The following is a 21,247-nucleotide window of genomic DNA, read 5'->3' on the forward strand; positions in this document are numbered from 1 at the left end:
AGCAGAAGCAGTCAAGGTTGGCAATTATTCATATTCGCACCTTGACAAGCCTGTGAGGAACAGCGTATTTAGCGCACCGCCCAGAACATTCCTATCACAGCAAATTGCTATAAATATTACAACTCTGCGTTAATCGTCACTGCGACCGGCTGAGTGAGTAACATTTGAGCAGGTGATATCTGAGCCTGATACGCCAACACCTCCACTCCACAGCGTTGAGCCTGTCCCAGTAGTTCTGCGTAGTGTGCGTCGATATGGCGCGCCGGGGAGACGTCCTCAATCCCCGTGTGCAGAACGGCGAACAACAAAACAGCTCGATGACCCTCTGCCGCGATAGCACTGAGTTCGCGCAGATGCTTCTGTCCTCGAGCCGTCACCGCATCCGGAAAAAAGCCTTTACCCTGCTGTAAAAGGGTGACGGACTTGACTTCAATATAGCAGTTTGATCTGCCCTCCGCTTGCAGCAGGAAGTCAATTCGGCTTTTTTCCGTGCCGTATTTTACTTCGGGTTGGCAGTGAGTGTAAGCGGACAATTCTGGAATGGCGTCAAGGGTTAAGGCTTCGCGCACCAGTTGATTGGCTCTTAGTGTATTCACGCAGATCCAGTGGCCTTGTTGCGTCTCGGTCAATTCCCAGCTATGCGGATACTTGCGCGTGTTGCTGTCTGAAGTGGAGTACCACACAGTATCGCCTGGCGTGGCGCAGCCGGTCATCGCGCCGGTATTGGCGCAGTGAATCGTCAGAGTCTCGCCTTCCGGTGTCACTACATCGGCAAGAAAGCGCTTATAGCGAACGATAAGACGAGCGGGTTTCAGCGGAGGATCGAACAGCATTTAGGCTCCTGAAGTGGGTAACAGTGGCCAGTGGGCCAGTCGGCGATAGCGGGTACGGCCCTGGGAAAAGGTTGATGAAAACAGCGCGAAGTGACTGACCTCATGACGCCAATGAAATCCTCGTGCTGGCAGCGCGACTTTTTGCGTAGCGTGGCGCAGCAAAGTGATATGCGGATGAAAAGGCTGGGCACTCTGCGCACAACCGTGGCGTGCTGCCTGAGCACGCAGCAAACTCGCTAACTGCAGCAAACCGCGTGGCGCACGCTGGCAGCCAAGCCAAACTACGCCGGGACGCGGCCAGTGTCCGGCGTCATCGAGGTCGAGGGCAAAGCCTGGTTGGGAGATGCGCGAGGCGAGCTGCTGCAGCTTTTGCGAGGTCTCATTGCTGACTTCGCCAAGAAACGCCAGCGTCAGATGCAGGTTGGCGGCTTCGACGGGTTTTCCATCATCCTCACTGAAATGATCTGCACGCCACTGTACCAGCTGTTGCTGGAGCGGAGCGGGCAGTTCGAGGGCAAAAAACAGACGTTGCGTGGTCATGATGGCGGTGCCGTTGAGTGCTACAATGCGCGCCATATTAGCACAGGCGGAGTGGGAGTTGAGTGTGAGCGAATTACCGGTGAGCGAAGTGCTGCCTGCATTGCTGGATGCCTTGGCACAGTCGCCGCAGGTATTGCTGGCGGCGCCGACCGGCGCGGGTAAATCCACCTGGCTGCCGTTGCAATTGCTGCAAAAAGCCCGGCTATCGGGCCGCATCATTATGCTAGAGCCACGTCGGCTGGCGGCGCGTAATGTCGCGCAACGTCTGGCGGAGCTGCTGGGGGAACAGCCTGGTGCCACCGTGGGTTATCGCATGCGTGGTGAAAACTGCTGTGGTCCAGATACCAAACTGGAAGTGGTGACGGAAGGTATTTTGACGCGCATGTTGCAGCGCGATCCGATGCTTGAAGGCGTGTCGCTGGTGATCCTTGATGAATTTCATGAGCGCAGCCTGCAGGCCGATTTGGCGCTGGCGCTGCTGCTGGATGTGCAGCAAGGCCTGCGCGAAGATCTGAAAATTCTGCTGATGTCCGCCACGCTGGATAACGAGCGGCTGCGTCAGTTGCTGCCGGATGCGCCTTTTATCGTCTCTGAAGGACGTAGTTTTCCGGTGACGCGCCGTTATGCTTCGCTCAATCCGCAGCAGCGTTTTGACGAAGCGGTGGCACGCGAAGTGGCGCAGTTGCTGCGCGACGAAACGGGTTCGCTGCTGCTGTTCCTGCCGGGCGTCGCGGAGATTGAACGCGTGAAGCGCGAGCTGGAATCCCGCGTTGGTGATGATGTTGATCTCTCTCCTTTATATGGTGCGCTGTCTCTGGATGTGCAGCGTCGCGCAATTCTGCCTGCACCCGCTGGTCGTCGCAAAGTGGTGCTGGCGACCAATATCGCCGAAACCAGCCTGACCATTGAAGGCATCCGTCTGGTGGTGGATAGCGCGCTGGAACGTTCAGCGCAGTTTGATGTGCGCAGCGGCGTAACACGGTTGCAAACCCAGCGGATTAGCCAGGCGTCGATGACCCAGCGTGCGGGGCGTGCCGGGCGTCTTGAACCCGGTATCTGTTTGCATCTGCTGCCGCAGGAACAAGCGATGCGCGCGGCGGCACAGAGTGAGCCGGAAATCCTCAACAGCGATCTCTCTTCACTGCAAATCGATTTATTGCAGTGGGGTTGCCAGGATGCATCACAGCTTAGCTGGCTGGATGCGCCGCCCGCGCGCAGCTTGCGCGCGGCCAATGACCTGCTGACTCGCTTGGGGGCGATGGAGGTCGATAAGCTGAATGCGCGTGGGCGCCAAATGGCGGCGCTGGGGAGCGATCCTCGCCTCACCGCAATCTTGTGCGCGGCACAGGACAAGGATGCGATCGCCAGTGCCGCCTTGCTGGTGGCGATTCTGGAAGATCCCCCGCGCAACGGCAGCGCAGATTTGCGTGATGCACTCAACCGGCCTCAACCTCACTGGCAGCGCCGCGCCCGTCAGTGGCAGCAGAGACTCAATGCCAGCGGCGGCACGGTCAATCCCGATCTGTTCCCCGCTTTACTGGCAGCAGGGTTTGCCGATCGGCTGGCACAGCGACGCGGCGAGAGTGCGCGCTATCAGCTGGCCAATGGGATTGGCGCCATGCTGGATGAGCAGGATGGCTTGAGCCGTTATGAATGGCTGATTGCGCCGACCTTATTGCAGGGTGCCAGCGCGGCCGAAGCGCGCATGCTCTTAGCGTTGCCGGTGGAAATCGGTGAGTTACGCCAGCAATGCCCTGAGCTGGTGACGCAGCGCATTGATGTGGAATGGGATGAAGAGAAGGGCACATTGCGCGCCTGGAAGCGTGAGCTTGTGGGTGCGCTGGTCCTAAAAGCACAGCCGCAGGCGCGCCCGGACGCGGATATTTTACACCCGGCGATGCTGCGCTGGATCCGTGAGAAAGGGCTTTCCGTGCTCGGCTGGACACAGGAAGCGGAACAGCTGCGTTTGCGTTTGCATTGTGCCGCCGAATGGCTGCCGGAAGAGGCATGGCCGCCGTTGGACGATGAGAGCCTGCTCGACTCGCTGGAGCGCTGGCTGTTACCCGAGATGGGCTCCGTGCGCGATCTCAGGAGCCTGCAGGCCGTCAATCTTGTCAGCGCATTATTACATTTGCTGACATGGTCACAACGTCAGCGGCTGGATACTGTGCTGCCAACTCATTACACTGTCCCGACCGGAAGTCGCCTGCCGATTCGCTACGCGGTAGATAAGCCCCCTGCGCTGGCAGTGCGCATTCAGGAGATGTTTGGTGAAGCGCAAAATCCTGCGGTGGCCGAAGGCCGTATTCCGCTGGTATTGGAGTTGCTGTCACCGGCGCAGCGTCCGTTACAGATTACCCGTGATCTCGCGGCGTTCTGGCGCGGAGCCTATCCTGAAGTGCAGAAAGAGATGAAAGGGCGCTATCCCAAACATCCCTGGCCCGACGATCCGGCAAACGCCTTACCGACAAGGCGCACCAAGAAATTTTCATCGTGACACTCTGTGGATCGAATTCAGAGGGTTCTGCCATGCGCAGCACGAGAAAGCAGTTAGAGTAACGGCCGCAGCCGTAGCTATGCCTGGAGAATAAAAGCATGTCTGGGAACGATCGCGAACCTATTGGGCGCAAAGGAAAAGCGCCAAAGCCGCCGCGCAGCACTGCACGACGGGGTCGCCGCAGGGAGCTTGATGATGATATCGATCAGGACGATTTTGACGAAGATGATGAGGAGAGCACACCGGTGCCACCAAAAGGTAAAGGGAAAGGAAAACGTCCGCCACGCGGCAAACGTCGCTGGTTAGGCTGGTTGATTAAGCTCTTCCTGGTCTTTGTGGTAGTGATGGTGGCCTGGGGTATCTATCTCGATTCAGAGATCCGCAGCCGCATCGACGGTAAAGTGTGGCAGCTGCCTGCTGCCGTTTACGGCCGCATGGTGAGCCTTGAGCCGGGAATGTCGTACGACAAAAAAGAGATGATTGCGCTGCTGGAAGGCACGCAGTATCGCGAAGTGTCGCGCATCACCCGTCCTGGTGAGTTCAGTGTTAAAGGCAACACTATCGATCTGCTGCGTCGTCCGTTTGATTTCCCGGACAGCAAAGAAGGGCAGATCAACGCGCGTCTGACGTTCAGCAACAACGAACTGAGCGAGATTAAAAACCTCGATACCGGACGTGATTTTGGCTTCTTCCGCCTCGATCCGCGCTTGATCACCATGCTGCAATCGCCGAACGGCGAGCAGCGTCTGTTCGTGCCGCGCGCGGGCTTCCCGGATCTGCTGGTCAGTACGCTGATCGCCACCGAAGACCGCCACTTCTACGAGCATGATGGCATCAGCCCGTACTCGATTGGTCGTGCTTTCCTCGCCAACATCACCGCCGGTAAAGCGGTGCAGGGCGGCAGTACCTTGACGCAGCAGCTGGTGAAAAACCTGTTCCTGACCAACGAGCGTTCACTGTGGCGTAAAGCGCGTGAAGCTTACATGGCAGTGATCATGGATGCGCGTTACAGCAAAGATCGCATCCTTGAGCTCTACCTGAACGAGGTGTACCTCGGCCAGGCAGGCAACGATCAGATCCGCGGCTTCCCACTGGCGAGTCTGTACTACTTTGGTCGTCCGGTGGATGAGCTGAGTCTCGATCAGCAGGCGATGCTGGTCGGTATGGTGAAAGGCGCGTCGCTGTATAACCCATGGCGTAACCCGAAACTGGCGCTGGAACGTCGTAACCTGGTGCTGCGTTTACTGCAGCAGCAAAACGTCATCGACCAGGAGCTGTATGACATGCTCTCGGCGCGTCCGTTGGGTGTGCAGCCGAAAGGGGGCGTGATCACGCCGCAGCCTGCCTTTATGCAGATGGTGCGTAACGAACTGCAGGCCAAACTGGGCGACAAGATTAAAGATCTGTCTGGCGTGAAGATCTTCACTACGCTCGATCCTATCTCCCAGGATGCGGCGGAAAAAGCGGTTGAAGATGGTATCCCGGCGCTGAAAAAACAGCGTGGCTTGAAGGATCTGGAAACCGCAATGGTGGTGGTGGATCGCTTCAGTGGTGAAGTGCGTGCCATGGTAGGCGGTGCCGATCCGCAGTTCGCGGGCTATAACCGTGCGCTGCAGGCGCGTCGTTCCATTGGCTCACTGGCTAAACCGGCGACCTATCTCACCGCATTGAGCCAACCGAATACCTATCGTCTGAACACCTGGCTGGCGGATGAACCGATTGCGCTGAAACAGCCAAACGGATCGGTCTGGAAACCGATGAACGACGACAAGCGTTTCAGCGGCAAAGTGATGCTGGTGGATGCCTTAACCAACTCCATGAACGTGCCTACCGTAAACCTGGGGATGACATTGGGTCTGCCTTCGGTGGTCGATACCTGGACGAAGCTGGGCGTGCCGAAAGATCAGCTGAACCCGGTGCCAGCGATGTTACTGGGTGCGCTTAACCTGACGCCGATCGAAGCAGCACAGGCGTTCCAGTCGATTGCCAGCGGCGGTAACCGCGCCGATCTCTCAGCGGTACGCTCGGTGATTGCCGAAGATGGCACGGTGTTGTATCAGAGCTTCCCGCAGGCGCAGCGCGTTGAGCCGGCGCAGGCGGCTTATATGACCTTGTACACCATGCAGCAGGTCGCTGACCATGGCACCGCCCGTGCGTTGGGCGCGCGCTATCCGAATGCCCATCTGGCGGGTAAAACCGGTACCACCAATGACCTGATCGATAGCTGGTTTGCGGGTATTGATGGCAAGGAAGTGGCGATCACCTGGGTTGGCCGTGACAACAACCAGACGTCGAAGCTGTATGGGGCGAGCGGTGCGATGCAGATTTATCGTCGTTATCTCGACAATCAGGCGCCAATGCCGCTGGTGCTGACTCCGCCAGAAGATATCACGCAGATGAACGTCGACTCTGCGGGTAACTTCGTGTGTGGTTCTGGTAGCAGCACCTGGCGTTCGCTGCCGGTGTGGACGTTGGATCCTAACGCGTTGTGCCAACAACAGCAGCAACAGATCCAGCAACAGCAGCAGATCCAACAGCAGCAAGAGTCGCAACCGCAGCAGCAATCACCTCAGCAGCAACAGGGTGAGCAAAAAGATGCTGACGGCGTGGCGGGCTGGATTAAGGATATGTTTGGCAGCAAATAGTTAGCTGCAGAAAACAGAGGGCGCTACGGCGCCCTTTTTCATGCCTGTGATTTGTTAATCGCGATCATGGACATGCACGATCTGGTCGCAAACGCACCGCCATCAGGCATTACATCTTGCGGATCTCGCCAAACTTCGCCTAAAATCCGTGCGTCTAATAATCATTCTCGTTTGTATTCACCTGCATTGTTTTCTTTCTGAGAGATCCTTTTATGAATACGCGAATTTCAAATCCTTGTTCTGCCCGTGCTGCGACTTCCCGTCGTCCGCTCGCTTTATTGATTTCTTTAACACTGGGTACGCTGAGCGCGCAGGCGCTGGCGGAAGATACAGTGGTGGTTACCGCCAATGGCGGCAACACCGTCGCGCAGGAAAGCGCATGGGGCCCGGCTCCCACCATTGCAGCGAAACACAGTGCTACCGGCACCAAAACCGATACGCCGATTGAGAAAAACCCGCAGTCTGTGTCTGTTGTGACGCAAGAAGAAATGGCGATGCGCGCAGTGACCAGCGTCAAAGGTGCATTCAATTACACGGCTGGCGTGCTGACGGGTAACCGCGGCAGTTCAAGCGTGATCGATGCGCTGTCAATTCGCGGCTTCAGCGAAACCAACACCAACCAATATCTTGATGGCCTGAAGCTGCAGGGTGATAACTACTCTGAATTCGCCATCGATCCGTATTTCCTTGAGCGTGCGGAACTGCTGCGTGGTCCGGTTTCCGTGCTGTACGGCAAGAGCAACCCAGGTGGTGTCGTATCACTGGTCAGCAAGCGTCCTACTCAGGAAACCCTGCGTGAAGTGCAGTTCCAGATGGGTACCGATAACCTGTACTCAACCGGCTTCGATTTTGGCGGTTCGCTGGACGATGATGGCGTGTACAGCTACCGCCTGACCGGTCAGGCTCGCAGCGCCGACGCGCAGCAGGAAATGAACAAAGAGAAGCGCTACACCATCGCACCTTCGTTCAGCTGGCGTCCTGATGCTAATACCCGCTTTGACCTGCTGACCTACTTCCAGAATGAACCGGAAACCGGTTATTACGGTTGGTTGCCGCGTCAGGGCACCGTGGTGGGGATTACCCGCCCGGATGGCAGCAGTTATAAGTTGCCAACCAACTTTGATGAAGGCGAAGACAGCAATAAAATCTCGCGCAACACCAAGATGGTGGGCTACAACTTCGAACATAGCTTTAACGATACCTGGACGGTGCGCCAGAATCTGCGTTATGCGGATATGCGTACCGGATATCGCAGTATTTACGGCAATGGCTTCAACGCTGCTACTAATGAGATCACCCGTGGCTCAGCGGTTTCGGATGAGAAGCTGAATGAATTCTCTGTTGATACACAAGCACAGGCGAAATTCGCGACGGGTGCTTTAGATCATACCTTGCTGATGGGTGTGGATTATCAGCAGATGCGCAATGATGTTGATGCGCAGTTTGGCTCAGCCAGCAATTTGAGTGCGATCAATCCGCAATACGGCAACGATTTGGTGACGCCGTTTGCCTCTCCTTATCAGCATCTGAATAAACAGCGTCAGACTGGCCTATACGCGCAGGACCAAATGGAGTGGAATCGCTGGGTGCTGACCTTAGGTGGTCGCTACGACTACGCGATGACCTCGGTGTATGACCGTGTAGCCAGTTCACTGGATCGTCAAAACGATCAAGCCTTTACCTGGCGTGGTGGTCTTAACTATGTGTTCGATAACGGCATTGCACCTTATTTCAGTTACAGCGAAGCCTTTATTCCTAACTCAGGTTCAACGTTTGAAGGACAGGCTTTCGATCCTTCACGTGCCAAGCAATATGAAGCTGGCGTGAAATACGTGCCAAAAGATCGTCCAATTGTGGTGACGGCGGCGGTTTATCAATTGACCAAAACCAAAAACCTGACTGCGGATCCAGATACCGTAAACCACCCATTTGCCAGCATTCAGAGCGGTGAAATTCGTTCACGCGGTGTTGAGTTGGAAGCCAAAGCGGCGCTGAGCGCCAACATCAACATGACGGCGTCTTACACCTATACCGATGCGGAATATACCGAAGACACCACGCTGAAAGGCAGAACACCGGTGCAGGTGCCGAAGCATATGGCATCGCTGTGGGGAGATTACACCTTCCATGAGACTGCGTTGTCAGGCGTGACGCTGGGAGCGGGTGTGCGTTATGTTGGCGAGAGCAAAGGTCTCTATTCAACAGGTGACAACATTAATCAGAACTTCGACGTAGCGGGTTACACCACCGTCGATGCAGCCCTGAAATATGACCTCGGTCGTTTCGGTCTGCCTGGCTCTACGGTTGGCGTGAACATCAACAACCTGTTCGATCGTGAATACGTTGCCAGCTGCTACCGTGATTACGCCTGTTACTGGGGCGCTGAACGTCAAATCGTTGGCACCGCCACCTTCCGCTTCTGATTCGTCAGAGCGTACCATGTTGTGATCAGGGGCGGCCTCAGGGCCGCCCCCTTCAGAATCAGATCGGCTTTGTGATGATTAACCAGGGATAACCATGCAGCATCCGCACCACGAAGAAACCACCTTCACGCTGGACAATGTCAGTTTTCGTGTGCCTGGGCGCACGTTGCTGCACCCGCTCTCACTCACCTTCGCGCCAGGCAAAGTTACGGCGCTGATCGGTCATAATGGCTCCGGCAAATCCACCTTGCTGAAAATGCTCGGTCGCCATCATGCGGCAAGTGAAGGCCGGGTGCTGTTGAATAGCGATGCGGTTGAGAACTGGGGCAGCAAAGATTTTGCGCGCCAGGTGGCATACTTGCCGCAGCAGTTACCGGCAGCAGAAGGGATGACGGTGCGTGAGCTGGTGGCGATTGGTCGTTATCCCTGGCACGGAGCGCTCGGGCGCTATGGCCAGGAAGATCGCGACCGCGTAGAGGAAGCGATTACGCTGGTGGGCCTGAAACCTTTCGCCGGGCGTCTGGTGGATAGCCTGTCAGGCGGAGAGCGCCAGCGCGCGTGGTTGGCGATGCTGGTGGCGCAGAACAGCCGCTGCCTGCTGCTGGATGAACCCACTTCGGCACTGGATATCGCCCATCAGGTTGATGTGCTGGCACTGATTCAGCGCCTCAGCCGTGAGCGTGGCTTGACGGTGATTGCGGTACTGCACGACATCAATATGGCGGCGCGCTATTGCGATCGCCTGGTGGCGCTGCGCGGTGGTGAAATGATCGCGGAAGGTGGACCTGAGGTGATCATGCAAGCCGATGTGCTGGGCAATATCTACGGTATTCCGATGGGCATCTTGCCTCATCCACAGGGCGGTGCGCCCGTCAGTTTTGTTTACTGAGGCCTCGCCATGTTCGACATTTCCCGCCGTCGCTTATTGACGGCGCTGGCACTGACGCCACTGATGAACGTTGCGCCATTGTGTGCGGCAACGCCCGATCTGCAGCGCATCCTGGCGCTGGAGTGGCTGCCTGTTGAGTTGCTGATGGCGCTCGGAGTATCGCCGCTCGGCGTGGCCGATCTGCGTAACTACAACATCTGGGTGGGCGAGCCGTTGTTGCCTGCCAGCACCATCGATCTCGGCTTACGCACCGAACCCAATCTGGAGTTGATGACGCAACTCGAACCTTCCCTGATTCTGCACTCTAACGGCTACGGTCCGGGGCTGGATAAGCTCGCACGTATCGCGCCCACCATGGGCTTTGATCTGAATAGCGGCGACGGTAAGCCGCTCAGCACGGCGCGCAAATCGCTGCAAGCGCTCGGGGCTCGGCTGGGGCGTGAAGCGCAAGCGATACAGCATCTGCAATTCCTCGATCAGCAGTTAGCGGCAGCGCGTGAGCGCCTCAAACCCTGGGCCGATCGTCCGGTGTTACTGATGTCATTGATGGACAGCCGTCACGCGATCACCTTTGGCACCAACAGCCTGTTCCTGGAAGTGATGGAGATTCTCGGTCTCACCAACGCCTGGCACGGTGAAACTAACTTCTGGGGCAGTGCGGTGGTGGGGCTTGAGCGGTTAGCCGATGTTGGCGATGTGCAGGTGATTTGCTTCGATCACGATAACGACCGTGATATGCAGCAGGTGATGAACACCGCGCTGTGGCAGGCTTTGCCCTTCATCCGCGCAGGTCGCTTTAAGCGTGTGCCTGCCGTCTGGTATTACGGCGCGACCTACTCAGCGCTGAAATTTGTTCGCGTGCTGGAACACGCGCTGGAGTCGCACTAATGCGCCATCGTCTCTTTCCTGTGGTGCTGCTGAGCAGCATGTTCTTGCTGGCGCTGGCGCTGACCTTTATCAATCTGCGTGACGCGCTGCCTACGGCGCAGTGGTCGCAGGCGATCTTCGCGCCGGATATCAACAGTATTCAGCAAGTGGTGTTCCATCACAGCCTGTTATCGCGTCTGGCACTGGCACTGCTGGTGGGTGCGGGCCTCGGTTTGGCCGGTTTGCTGTTTCAGCAGGTGCTGCGCAATCCGCTGGCGGAACCGACCACGCTGGGCGTGTCATCGGGCGCACAGCTTGGTATCACGGTCGCCACACTCTGGCATCTGCCAGGCGGAGAACTGACGCAACAGTTTGCCGCGATGGGCGGCGCGGTGCTGGTTGGCCTACTCGTGTTTGGCGTGGCCTGGGGCAAACGCCTGTCGCCGGTGACACTGATTCTTGCCGGGCTGGTCTTGAGCCTCTACGCCGGTTCAGTGAATCAAATCTTTGCCATCTTCAATCACGATCAGTTGCTGAATATGTTCCTGTGGAGCACGGGCGCACTGAATCAGATGGATGGACACAACGTTGCAATGCTGTGGCCGCGTCTGCTGCTGGCCTTTGTGGTGGCGCTGGCATTGCTGCGTCCCTTAACGCTGATGGGGCTCGATGACGGTGTAGCAAAAAATCTCGGTCTGGCATTGTCTGCTGCACGTATCGGCGCGTTAGCCCTGGCGATTCTGCTGAGTGCGCAGTTGGTTAACGTCGCCGGGATTATTGGTTTTATCGGGCTGTTTGCGCCGCTGCTGGCAAAAATGCTCGGTGGCCGTCGCTTGCTCAGTCGTATGCTGCTGGCTCCACTGATCGGTGCGTTGCTGCTGTGGCTGGCCGATCAGTGCGTATTGTGGCTGACCAGCCACTGGCGCGAAGTCTCCACTGGCACAGCCACCGCGTTGATTGGCGTACCGATTCTGCTGTGGCTGTTGCCGCGTCTGCGTACCGGCTCAGTACCACCGGCGATGAACATGGGTGACAAGGTCCCGGCAGAGCGCCAGAAGGTGGTGCTGTGGTGTGTAATCGGCCTGGTAATTCTGATGTTGCTAAGCATGGTTGGCATCACCTTTGGCCGTGATGCGCACAGCTGGACGTGGGTCAACGGCGAGATGCTGCATCAACTGCTGCCGTGGCGTGCACCGCGTGTGCTGGCGGCATTAGTGGTCGGTATGATGCTCGGTGTCGCCGGTGCGCTGATTCAGCGGCTTACTGGCAACCCGATGGCGAGCCCGGAAGTATTGGGCATCAGTTCTGGTGCGGCATGCGGCGTCGTGGTGATGATGTTCTTTGTGCCGGGCGATGCGGTGGCGTGGCTGCTGCCAGCCGGTGCGCTCGGTGCAGCGCTGACGCTGCTGGTGATTATGCTGGTGGCCAGTCGCGGAGGCTTCTCACCAGAGCGCATGCTGCTGGCCGGGATGGCGCTTAACAGTGCCTTTGTCACCTTACTGATGGTGTTAATGGCGAGTGGCGATCCGCGTATGGGCGGCCTGCTGAGCTGGATCTCGGGTTCGACGTACAACATCAACATGCATCAGGCAGTACAAAGCGCGGTGGTTGGTATCATCCTGATTGCGCTAGCACCCCTGGCCAGCCGCTGGCTTACGCTGCTGCCATTGGGCAGCGCCACGGCACGCTCAGCAGGTATGGCGCTGACCGGATCGCGTTTGGCTTTACTGTTGCTGGCGGCAGCGTTAACCGCCACGGCCACTTTAACCATTGGGCCATTGAGTTTTATTGGTCTGATGGCGCCACACATTGTGCGCATGCTGGGGTTCCGGCGTGCATTACCGCAGGTGTTGATGGCGGGATTATTAGGCAGTGGCTTGATGGTGTTTGCTGACTGGTGCGGCAGGATGCTGGCATTCCCGGATCAGATCCCGGCAGGGCTGATGGCGACCTTCTTTGGCGCACCGTACTTTATCTGGTTGTTGCGTCGCGCATAAATGCGCAACCTACAGCAATGGGTGTCTGTAAAGCAGCTGCGCATAAATGCGCAACATACTGCAATGGGTATCTGTAAGGCGGCTGCGGATAAATGTGTAACCTACAGCAATGGATGTCTGTAAGGCGGCTGCGGATAAATGCGCAAATTACGACAATAGGTGTCTGCGGGGCAGCAGCGCCGAAGGGACAGACGGGCACATCAATGTAGGGGCGCCATTCATGGCGCCCGCTAGTGGCTTACAGCTTCGCGAAACTGCGGCGTGCCGCATCAACGGTGCGCTGAATATCTTCCTGGCTGTGCGCCAATGACATAAAGCCCGCTTCAAAAGCAGAAGGTGCGAGGTAGATACCTTCTTCCAGCATCAGGTGGAAGAAGCGCTTGAAGCGCTCAACGTCGCATTTCGTCACATCGGCATAGCAAGTCACGGTTTCGGCATCGGTAAAGAAGATACCGAACATGCCGCCAACGTTGTTGATCACCAGCGGAATGTTTTCTGCTTTTGCCGCTGCCAGCAATCCTTCAGACAGTTGCGTGGTGAGGTCGGTCAGCGTGCTGTGCGTACCCGGCTGAGCAATCTGTGTCAGACAGGCAAAACCGGCCGCCATGGCAATCGGGTTACCAGAAAGCGTGCCCGCCTGATACACCGGACCTGTCGGTGCCAGCGCAGCCATCACATCACGACGACCACCAAATGCGCCCACTGGCATACCGCCGCCGATGATTTTGCCGAGGCAGGTCAGATCCGGAGTGACATCGTAATAGGCCTGAGCACCGCCCAGCGCCACGCGGAAGCCGGTCATCACTTCATCAATGATCAGCAGCGCGCCAAATTCATCACAAAGTGCACGCAGGCCCGGCAGGAAGTCCGGCTGAGGTGGAATGCAGTTCATGTTGCCCGCAACTGGCTCAACGATGATACAGGCGACATCTTGTGGATACTGCTCGAAGGCCTCGCGCACTGACGCCAGATCGTTATAGGTACAGGTCAGGGTGTGTTTAGCGAAATCTGCGGGAACACCCGGCGAGTTCGGCTGACCCAGGGTTAACGCGCCGGAACCGGCTTTCACCAGCAGGCAATCGGCGTGACCGTGATAGCAGCCTTCGAATTTGATGATTTTATCGCGATGGGTGAAGCCACGCGCCAGACGAATGGCGCTCATGGTGGCTTCGGTGCCGGAGTTCACCATACGCACCATGTCCATGCTTGGCACCAGCTCACACACCAACTCGGCCATTTTCACTTCCATTTCGGTTGGCGCACCGAAACTCAAACCGCGTGATGCCGCTTCGATCACCGCATTACGGATGGTGGCATTATTATGACCCAGCACCATCGGGCCCCATGAACCGACATAGTCGACATAGGCTTTGCCATCGGCGTCATACAGATAGGCACCGTCGGCGCGTTCGATGAACAGCGGTACACCGCCCACACCGGTAAAGGCACGTACCGGGGAGTTCACACCGCCAGGGATCAGGCGTTGCGCTTCGGCATACAGGTTTTCTGACTTACTCATTGATCGGCTCCTGCTGTTCTGGAAAAAAATTCTGGCGCCATTCTAAGGGAAGAGTCGCCCGATTAGAAAGGCAAGCGGGTGCGAAAGCCTTTTAAAGCTATACTTTAGCGCAGCGCAGGCGGCACACAGTGTCAAGCGCAGTACTTGATTGCACTGGGCGGCTGGCAGATAATAGCGGAATTAAGGTCGTTTTCTGACCTGGACGTTTACCCGGAGTAAAACATGAGTGACGACGTAGCAGCGCTGCCTTTGCAATTCACTGAAGCAGCAGCGAAAAAAGTAAAAAACCTGATCGCGGATGAAGAAAATCCAGAGCTGAAACTGCGCGTGTATATCACCGGTGGCGGTTGCAGTGGTTTCCAGTACGGTTTTACTTTTGATGATCAAATGAATGACGGCGACATGACCATCGAGAAACAAGGTGTGGCGCTGGTGGTGGATCCAATGAGCCTGCAGTATCTGGTCGGTGGCTCGGTCGACTACACCGAAGGACTGGAAGGTTCACGCTTTATCGTGACCAATCCCAATGCAAAAACCACCTGCGGTTGCGGCTCTTCCTTCAGCATCTAATCCCTTTTCTGACCGCCGCTCTGGCGGTCAGAACTTTACCACTCCACTGTCACTAATCGTGACGTTTCCCGACGCTTCGCATCGCGTTTTAATACGCTTTCAGTCACGCGCGGCTGTGCGCTGAAGTGACGTCCACAATCAATCGATGGCAGTGTTTGTTCGCTTTGGCGTGAGATATCGCAGCGGGAAAATATTGTCAGCGTGACGGCAATAGAGCCGGTGGAAGTCGCCGCGCCAATTGGCGCAGCCATCGCGAGCCCTATGGCCAGGAGCAGTGCTCTGGTCATGAATAATTCCTGGTGAAGTCAAAAGTTGCGCGTTGCGCAAAAAGGGCACTGAGCATACGTGGCCGCAGTGCCTTGTATTTTGATTTTCGACAATTTTTGCCGAATCTTTAATCTTATTTGGTGCTATTTTTCGCCGGATGTAAATCTGCACACAGCTGTTTGGCTGCCAGCAGGATGCGTGGACCCGGTCGACTGAGCCAGTCATCGTTAATGGCAATCACCGGCACCGCCAGCTGTGGCTGCCAGAATTTCACGATATTCGCGGCTTGCACAGGGTCACCGCCGATCACAATCGCCTGAGGATGACGTGCTAATACTTGCTCACGACTCACCTGCGGCCAGCTGACACGGCTGTCGGCAAAGATGTTTTTGCCACCGCACAGCGTGATCACCTCGTTTTGCAGCGTATTGCGTGAGGCTGTAAACAGCGGCTGCTGGCCGAACTGCAGAAACAGTGGAATCGGCGTGCGCTGTTGATACTGTTTACGCAGATCATCCTCTTGCTGACGTAATGCCTTTGCGGCAGCTTCTGCCTGCTGAGGTTGCGGACTCCACTGTTTGAGGTCAGCTAACGCATCGATCATTTGATCAATGGTTTGTGGATCGATCCACTCAACCTTAACGCCTAAACGTTGCAGTTGGTCGATCTGCCGTTGGGGATTACCGCCGCGCCAGGCCAGCACCACATCCGGTTGCAGTTGCAGGATGCGCTCGACTTTGATGCCCTGCCAGTTTGCCACCTGCTCAAGCTGGTTGGCCTGCGCCGGGAAATCCGAATAAGCACTGACCGCGACCGGCGTAATACCTGCTGCAAAAGCCAGTTCGGTGAGGTGTGGCGATAGGGTGATAACGCGCGGTACCGCAGCAATCAGGCTATTGCTGAGCAGCAATAGCCCTAACAACCAATACTTAGCCACGCGCCAGCTGTGCCAGCAGGTTTTCAACCATCAGTGACGATTGTTTAGCGGCAACGACGAGGAACTCATCAAAGCTCAGGTGGGATTCTTTATCTGCGACATCAGAAATCGCGCGCACCACCACGAACGGCACCTTGAACTGATGGCAAACATGACCGATGGCGGTAGCTTCCATCTCCACGGCGATCGCCTGTGGGAAGGTGGTGCGAATACGTGCCAGTGGTTCAGCACCGTTGATAAAAGCATCCCCGCTGACCACTAATCCGCGCACCGCGTTGAGATCCAGCTGCTTAATCACGTGCTCAGCAACGGCGATCAGTTTTTCATCCGCCACAAAGGCTGCCGGGCAACCGGCCATCTGGCCAGGTTCGTAACCAAATGCGGTGACGTCGGCGTCGTGATAACGCACTTCATCGGAGACCACAATATCGCCCACTTTCAGTGAAGCGGCCAGGCCACCCGCTGAACCGGTGTTGATCACTAGATCGGGTTTGCACAGCTCCAGCAACAGGGTCGTGCCGAGCGCCGCCGCGGTTTTACCGATGCCTGATTTCAGCAGAGCAACCTCAACACCGTTCAGCGTGCCGGTATAAATTTCACAACCAGCCAGCGTCAGCGTCTGACGGTTTTCAATTTTGTCACGCAGCAGAGTGACTTCCTGCTCCATCGCGCCAATAATGCCTGCTTTCATAAAGAATCTCGCTGTAGTTATGGATGTAAAGCTTAAAAGTGAGGCATAGTCTACCATGGCTGGCAGAGGATGAATTCACCAAAAAATAAGGGGTAATGATGGCGCCGATCAATTTCAAAAATAAGATCAGTTTCACCCGACCTTATACCAGCCGCAAAGATCCCGAGGGTGAATACTATATTACGCGGCACTTTGAGAGTGACCGTGGCCGTATCATCAATTCTGCCGCGATCCGCCGTCTGCAACAAAAGACGCAGGTATTTCCACTGGAGCGTAATGCTGCGGTGCGTTCACGTCTGACCCACTCGCTGGAAGTGCAGCAAACCGGGCGCTACATCACCAAAGAGATCCTGCAAAACCTGAAAACGCAGGGCGGCGGGCTGGCGAATTATGGACTGGATGAATTTGAAGGCGCGTTTGAGAGCCTGATTGAAATGGCCTGCCTGCTGCATGATGTGGGCAATCCGCCGTTTGGTCACTTTGGTGAAGCCGCCATCAATGACTGGTTTGACGATAATCTGCCTCTTGAATTGGTGGACCCGCTGGTGGCGGGCGTGGCGGATGAACATCAGCGCGCGGATTTTGACCAGCTAAATGCAATGATTCGTCAGGATTTGTGCCACTTCGAAGGCAACGCGCAGGCAATTCGTCTGGTGCATACGCTGCTGCAACTCAATCTTAGCTACGCGCAGGTCGCCTGTATTTTAAAATACACCGCACCGGCATGGTGGCAGGGCGATAAGCCGGAAGAATTTAGCGTGCTGATGAAGAAGCCGGGCTTTTATTTGTCCGAGCGTGAGTATGTGGCTGACTTACGCGCAGCTACCGATATTAAAGAGCACCATCGCTATCCACTCACCTGGATTATGGAAGCTGCTGACGATATCTCATACTGTATTGCCGATTTAGATGACGCCGTCGAAAAAGATATTTTTGATGTTGAAACCTTATATAACGCTCTGCTCAAAGCCTGGGGTACGGTAAATAGTGGCGATGCGTTCAGTCGCACGGTGAGCGAGGCATGGAAAGAAGCGAATCAGAAAAAACGCCGCAGCCTGAGCGATCAATTTTTTATGTCGTTACGGGTTAACGTACAAAATGTGTTGGTCAGCCATGCCGTGCGCCGTTTTGTCGATAATCTCCCGGCTATTTTTGAAGGTGACTTTAATCATGCACTGCTGGAAGATGACGGCGATGAAGGCCGTTTGCTGAAATTATTTAAAACCGTGGCGCGTCAGCAGGTATTTAATCACCCGGAAGTTGAGCAGCTCGAATTACAAGGCTATCGGGTCATTAAAGGGCTGCTGGAAATCTATCAGTCATTGATGTTGCTGGATTATGAACAATTTACTACGCTGATGAACGACGACTTTCTGCCAAAATATCCGATTGAAACACGACTGTTTCATAAGCTTTCAGGAAAGCATCGAAAAGCTTATCAGCAGCAGATGCGAGCACTGATTGTCGAGCATAAATATCAACGCTTGTTGTGGGAGCGTTATTACCGTTCACGGTTGATTCAGGACTATATCAGCGGGATGACAGACAATTATGCATGGGATGAGTATCGTCGTTTGATGGCGGTGGAATAAGCTGAGTTTTGTAAAGATGAAGAATAAATTTTTACCTTTACCCAAAACTTCATTAGGAACTTCGCGCTAAAAACTTAATCTCATCATCACGACCACAGCAATGGTCTGGCCGTAAATCTTAGAGAGACACAGACAAATGAAAAAAAGCACATTAATGTTAAGTGCGCTGGCGCTTAGTCTGGGCATGGCATTAAGCCCTGTTAGTTTCGCGGCGGAAACCGCTTCCTCCTCGAACCAGCAGCTGCCTAGCCTGGCGCCCATGCTGGAAAAAGTGATGCCTTCCGTGGTGAGTATTAGTGTTGAAGGCAGCACCACGGTGAAAACCCCGCGCATGCCGCAGCAATTCCAGCAATTCTTTGGTGATAACTCGCCATTCTGCCAGGACGGATCGCCATTCCAAAGCTCGCCAATGTGCCAGAGCGGCGGTGACGGCAGCCAGGGCGGTGACAATAGCGGAGCCAACACCCAACAGCAAAAATTCCGTGCGCTCGGTTCGGGCGTGGTGATCAATGCTGATAAAGGTTATGTCGTCACTAACAACCATGTGGTGGATAACGCCACCAAAATTCAGGTGCAGCTGAGCGATGGCCGTCGTTACGATGCTAAAGTGATTGGCAAAGATCCTCAGTCTGATATCGCCCTGATTCAACTGCAGGACGCGAAAAACCTGACGGCGATTAAGATCGCTGACTCCGATGACTTACGCGTCGGTGATTACACGGTCGCGATCGGTAACCCTTACGGACTCGGCGAAACGGTGACCTCCGGTATCGTTTCTGCACTGGGACGTAGCGGCCTCAACGTCGAGAATTACGAGAACTTTATCCAGACCGATGCCGCGATCAACCGCGGTAACTCCGGTGGTGCGCTGGTTAATCTGAACGGTGAGCTCATCGGGATTAATACCGCGATTCTGGCGCCGGATGGCGGCAACATCGGTATCGGCTTTGCTATCCCAAGTGCGATGGTGAAAAACCTGACGGCGCAGATGATTGAGTACGGCCAGGTGAAACGCGGCGAGCTGGGGATTATGGGTACCGAGTTGAATTCCGAACTGGCGAAAGCGATGAAAGTCGATGCCCAGCGCGGTGCCTTTGTCAGCCAGGTTCTGCCTAATTCGGCAGCGGCCAAAGCGGGCGTGAAAGCCGGTGATGTCGTGGTATCGATGAATGGTAAAGCGCTAACCAGTTTTGCTGCGCTGCGAGCTGAAGTCGGCTCACTGCCGGTCGGCACCAAACTGCAGTTGGGTCTGTTGCGTGACGGTAAACCAGTGACTATCACAGTTGAACTGCAGCAGAGTTCGCAGGAAAAAGTGCAGTCCGCCACCATCTACACCGGTATTGAAGGTGCTGACCTGAGCAATATCGACAGCAACGGCCAGAAAGGCGTGCGCGTGGATAATGTGAAGGCAGGCAGTGCAGCGGCGCGAATTGGTCTGAAGAAAGGTGACGTGATTATGGGCGTTAACCAGCAGGCGATTGCCAACCTCGGTGAACTGCGCAAAATCCTCGATACCAAACCGTCCGTGCTGGCCTTGAACGTGCAGCGTGGCGACAGCAGCCTTTATCTGCTGATGCAATAAATCTTAGACGATTCAACGCAGGCGAGCTTCGGCTCGCCTTTTTTGTTTTTATGCAGCACGACTCGCTAGCATCAGCACCACTTTAACGTGGTCCATATTGTGCAGATGTCAGTTTCGCAATGTGACGCCTACCGCAATTCCCGCATTCTCTATCCGGCTATGTGCAGTTGCACAATGTCAGGCGTGCGTGGGATGCGTATTCTGTCAATTCTTCCCTTTCTCTGGAGTGATTGATGGCCACCTATCATCTCGATGCGCGACTGGCTCAGGATATTGTTGCCCGCACCATGCAAATTATTGACAGTAATGTCAACGTGATGGATGCACGCGGCCGCATTATTGGCAGCGGCGATCGTGAGCGTATTGGCGAATTGCACGAAGGTGCGTTGCTGGTGTTATCGCAGGGGAGGGTGGTGAACATTGATGAAGCCGTGGCGAAACATCTGCATGGTGTGCGGCCCGGCATCAATTTGCCCTTACGCATTGATGGCGACATTGTCGGGGTGATCGGTTTGACCGGGCAACCGACGGCACTGCGCCACTACGGTGAACTGGTGTGTATGACCGCCGAAATGATGCTGGAACAGGCGCGGCTGTTACACATGCTGGCGCAAGACAGTCGTTTGCGCGAGGAACTGGTACTGAACCTGATCCGTAGCGATACGCTTTCACCTGCGCTGAGCGAGTGGGCGCAGCGCCTGGGCATCGATCTCAATCAGCCGCGCGTGGTGGCGGTGGTGGAGGTGGACAGCGGTCAGCTTGGCGTTGACAGCGCCATGTCGGAATTGCAGCAGTTGCAAACACTGCTGACGACGCCGGATCGTGACAACCTGATTGCCATCGTCTCACTCACCGAAATGGTGGTGTTGAAACCGGCGCTTAACGCCCACGGCCGTTACGATCAAGACGATCACCGCCGTCGCGTGGATCAGTTATTACAGCGTATGAAAGAGAGTGGCCAGGTGCGGATGCGCATCGCGCTGGGTAATTTCTTTACTGGTCCCGGCAGCATTGCGCGTTCCTACCGCACGGCGCGCACCACGATGATGGTGGGTAAACAGCGCATGCCGGAGCAGCGCAGCTTCTTCTATCAGGATTTGGTGCTGCCGGTGCTACTGGATAGCCTGCGCGGTGGCTGGCAAGCCAATGAACTGGCGCGTCCGTTGGCAAAACTCAAAGCCAATGATAATAATGGATTACTGCGCCGTACGCTGGTGGCGTGGTTCAGTCATAACGTCCAACCGAGCGCCACGGCACGCGCGCTGTTTATCCATCGTAATACGCTCGAATATCGCCTTAACCGCATCTCTGAGCTAACCGGATTAAACCTCGGGAATTTTGACGATCGACTGCTGCTGTATGTGGCATTGCAACTGGATGAACAGAGCTGACCCGCAT

16 protein-coding genes are annotated in these 21,247 nt (G+C 55.8%); 10 read left to right on the forward strand and 6 right to left on the reverse strand.

Annotated elements, in window-relative coordinates; translation table 11 throughout:
* Nucleotides 1–116: 116 nt before the first annotated feature.
* Together sfsA and thpR are read right to left on the reverse strand one after the other, a co-directional pair.
* A complete protein-coding gene (sfsA, locus tag ACXI0A_RS05165; RefSeq protein ID WP_476150036.1) occupies nt 117–833 on the reverse strand; it encodes a DNA/RNA nuclease SfsA in 717 nt (238 codons plus the stop codon).
* Entirely contained in the window at nt 834–1,373 is a 540-nt protein-coding gene (thpR, locus tag ACXI0A_RS05170; RefSeq protein ID WP_476151154.1) for an RNA 2',3'-cyclic phosphodiesterase, read from the reverse strand. It lies immediately after the preceding gene.
* A 25-nt stretch (nt 1,374–1,398) separates the two neighbouring features.
* On the opposite strand from thpR, the gene hrpB reads away from it, so the two are divergent.
* The 6 genes from hrpB to fhuB all read left to right on the forward strand — a co-directional run bounded on the left by hrpB (nt 1,399) and on the right by fhuB (nt 12,691).
* The gene (gene hrpB, locus ACXI0A_RS05175; RefSeq protein ID WP_476150034.1) at nt 1,399–3,870 is read left to right on the forward strand and encodes an ATP-dependent helicase HrpB; all 2,472 of its coding nucleotides are present in this window, start codon (nt 1,399–1,401) and stop codon (nt 3,868–3,870) included.
* Between the two features lie 98 nt (nt 3,871–3,968).
* Complete coding sequence (gene mrcB / locus ACXI0A_RS05180; RefSeq protein WP_224932535.1) at nt 3,969–6,515, forward strand: bifunctional glycosyl transferase/transpeptidase; 2,547 nt, start codon at nt 3,969–3,971, stop codon at nt 6,513–6,515.
* 212 nt (nt 6,516–6,727) lie between these two features.
* A complete protein-coding gene (fhuA, locus tag ACXI0A_RS05185) occupies nt 6,728–8,938 on the forward strand; it encodes a ferrichrome porin FhuA (protein ID WP_476150033.1) in 2,211 nt (736 codons plus the stop codon).
* A gap of 94 nt (nt 8,939–9,032) precedes the next feature.
* The gene (fhuC, locus tag ACXI0A_RS05190; protein ID WP_224932537.1) at nt 9,033–9,827 is read left to right on the forward strand and encodes a Fe3+-hydroxamate ABC transporter ATP-binding protein FhuC; all 795 of its coding nucleotides are present in this window, start codon (nt 9,033–9,035) and stop codon (nt 9,825–9,827) included.
* A 9-nt stretch (nt 9,828–9,836) separates the two neighbouring features.
* Nucleotides 9,837–10,715, forward strand: a complete 879-nt coding sequence (fhuD, locus tag ACXI0A_RS05195; RefSeq protein WP_476150031.1) for a Fe(3+)-hydroxamate ABC transporter substrate-binding protein FhuD — start codon at nt 9,837–9,839, stop codon at nt 10,713–10,715.
* Complete coding sequence (fhuB, locus tag ACXI0A_RS05200) at nt 10,715–12,691, forward strand: Fe(3+)-hydroxamate ABC transporter permease FhuB (RefSeq protein WP_476150029.1); 1,977 nt, start codon at nt 10,715–10,717, stop codon at nt 12,689–12,691. The genes fhuD and fhuB overlap by 1 nt, the downstream gene beginning before the upstream one ends.
* Nucleotides 12,692–12,929: 238 nt before the next feature.
* Here the strand turns inward: fhuB and hemL are convergent, their stop codons facing one another.
* Nucleotides 12,930–14,210: a glutamate-1-semialdehyde 2,1-aminomutase gene (hemL, locus tag ACXI0A_RS05205; protein WP_476150027.1), complete on the reverse strand. Its 1,281-nt coding sequence runs from the start codon at nt 14,208–14,210 to the stop codon at nt 12,930–12,932.
* 222 nt (nt 14,211–14,432) lie between these two features.
* On the opposite strand from hemL, the gene erpA reads away from it, so the two are divergent.
* The gene (gene erpA / locus ACXI0A_RS05210) at nt 14,433–14,780 is read left to right on the forward strand and encodes an iron-sulfur cluster insertion protein ErpA (RefSeq protein ID WP_034829523.1); all 348 of its coding nucleotides are present in this window, start codon (nt 14,433–14,435) and stop codon (nt 14,778–14,780) included.
* Between the two features lie 35 nt (nt 14,781–14,815).
* On the opposite strand, the gene ACXI0A_RS05215 is transcribed toward erpA, so the two are convergent.
* The 3 genes from ACXI0A_RS05215 to mtnN form a co-directional block, all read right to left on the reverse strand.
* Complete coding sequence (locus ACXI0A_RS05215; RefSeq protein ID WP_224932541.1) at nt 14,816–15,067, reverse strand: hypothetical protein; 252 nt, start codon at nt 15,065–15,067, stop codon at nt 14,816–14,818.
* A gap of 113 nt (nt 15,068–15,180) precedes the next feature.
* On the reverse strand, nt 15,181–15,984 hold the full coding sequence (gene btuF, locus ACXI0A_RS05220; protein WP_476150026.1) for a vitamin B12 ABC transporter substrate-binding protein BtuF: 804 nt from the start codon (nt 15,982–15,984) through the stop codon (nt 15,181–15,183).
* A complete protein-coding gene (gene mtnN / locus ACXI0A_RS05225) occupies nt 15,977–16,675 on the reverse strand; it encodes a 5'-methylthioadenosine/S-adenosylhomocysteine nucleosidase (RefSeq protein ID WP_476150025.1) in 699 nt (232 codons plus the stop codon). The genes btuF and mtnN overlap by 8 nt, the downstream gene beginning before the upstream one ends.
* A gap of 98 nt (nt 16,676–16,773) precedes the next feature.
* On the opposite strand from mtnN, the gene dgt reads away from it, so the two are divergent.
* The 3 genes from dgt to ACXI0A_RS05240 all read left to right on the forward strand — a co-directional run bounded on the left by dgt (nt 16,774) and on the right by ACXI0A_RS05240 (nt 21,240).
* Nucleotides 16,774–18,267: a dGTPase gene (dgt, locus tag ACXI0A_RS05230; RefSeq protein WP_476151152.1), complete on the forward strand. Its 1,494-nt coding sequence runs from the start codon at nt 16,774–16,776 to the stop codon at nt 18,265–18,267.
* A gap of 136 nt (nt 18,268–18,403) precedes the next feature.
* Entirely contained in the window at nt 18,404–19,849 is a 1,446-nt protein-coding gene (gene degP, locus ACXI0A_RS05235; RefSeq protein WP_476150023.1) for a serine endoprotease DegP, read from the forward strand.
* Between the two features lie 233 nt (nt 19,850–20,082).
* Entirely contained in the window at nt 20,083–21,240 is a 1,158-nt protein-coding gene (locus ACXI0A_RS05240) for a CdaR family transcriptional regulator (protein WP_476150022.1), read from the forward strand.
* The last annotated feature ends 7 nt before the right edge of the window (nt 21,241–21,247 follow it).

The organism is Pantoea sp. C1E2 (assembly GCF_056491465.1).

What these genes read in the sequence shown, in the direction of transcription:
- fhuA (WP_476150033.1), top strand. Translation starts at nt 6,728, where the DNA reads ATGAATACGCGAATTTCAAATCCTTGTTCTGCCCGTGCTGCGACTTCC.
- hrpB (WP_476150034.1), top strand. Translation starts at nt 1,399, where the DNA reads ATGCGCGCCATATTAGCACAGGCGGAGTGGGAGTTGAGTGTGAGCGAA.
- dgt (WP_476151152.1), top strand. Translation starts at nt 16,774, where the DNA reads ATGGCGCCGATCAATTTCAAAAATAAGATCAGTTTCACCCGACCTTAT.
- fhuB (WP_476150029.1), top strand. Translation starts at nt 10,715, where the DNA reads ATGCGCCATCGTCTCTTTCCTGTGGTGCTGCTGAGCAGCATGTTCTTG.
- thpR (WP_476151154.1), bottom strand. Translation starts at nt 1,373, where the DNA reads ATGACCACGCAACGTCTGTTTTTTGCCCTCGAACTGCCCGCTCCGCTC.
- fhuC (WP_224932537.1), top strand. Translation starts at nt 9,033, where the DNA reads ATGCAGCATCCGCACCACGAAGAAACCACCTTCACGCTGGACAATGTC.
- sfsA (WP_476150036.1), bottom strand. Translation starts at nt 833, where the DNA reads ATGCTGTTCGATCCTCCGCTGAAACCCGCTCGTCTTATCGTTCGCTAT.
- hemL (WP_476150027.1), bottom strand. Translation starts at nt 14,210, where the DNA reads ATGAGTAAGTCAGAAAACCTGTATGCCGAAGCGCAACGCCTGATCCCT.
- ACXI0A_RS05240 (WP_476150022.1), top strand. Translation starts at nt 20,083, where the DNA reads ATGGCCACCTATCATCTCGATGCGCGACTGGCTCAGGATATTGTTGCC.
- erpA (WP_034829523.1), top strand. Translation starts at nt 14,433, where the DNA reads ATGAGTGACGACGTAGCAGCGCTGCCTTTGCAATTCACTGAAGCAGCA.
- fhuD (WP_476150031.1), top strand. Translation starts at nt 9,837, where the DNA reads ATGTTCGACATTTCCCGCCGTCGCTTATTGACGGCGCTGGCACTGACG.
- mrcB (WP_224932535.1), top strand. Translation starts at nt 3,969, where the DNA reads ATGTCTGGGAACGATCGCGAACCTATTGGGCGCAAAGGAAAAGCGCCA.
- mtnN (WP_476150025.1), bottom strand. Translation starts at nt 16,675, where the DNA reads ATGAAAGCAGGCATTATTGGCGCGATGGAGCAGGAAGTCACTCTGCTG.
- degP (WP_476150023.1), top strand. Translation starts at nt 18,404, where the DNA reads ATGAAAAAAAGCACATTAATGTTAAGTGCGCTGGCGCTTAGTCTGGGC.
- ACXI0A_RS05215 (WP_224932541.1), bottom strand. Translation starts at nt 15,067, where the DNA reads ATGACCAGAGCACTGCTCCTGGCCATAGGGCTCGCGATGGCTGCGCCA.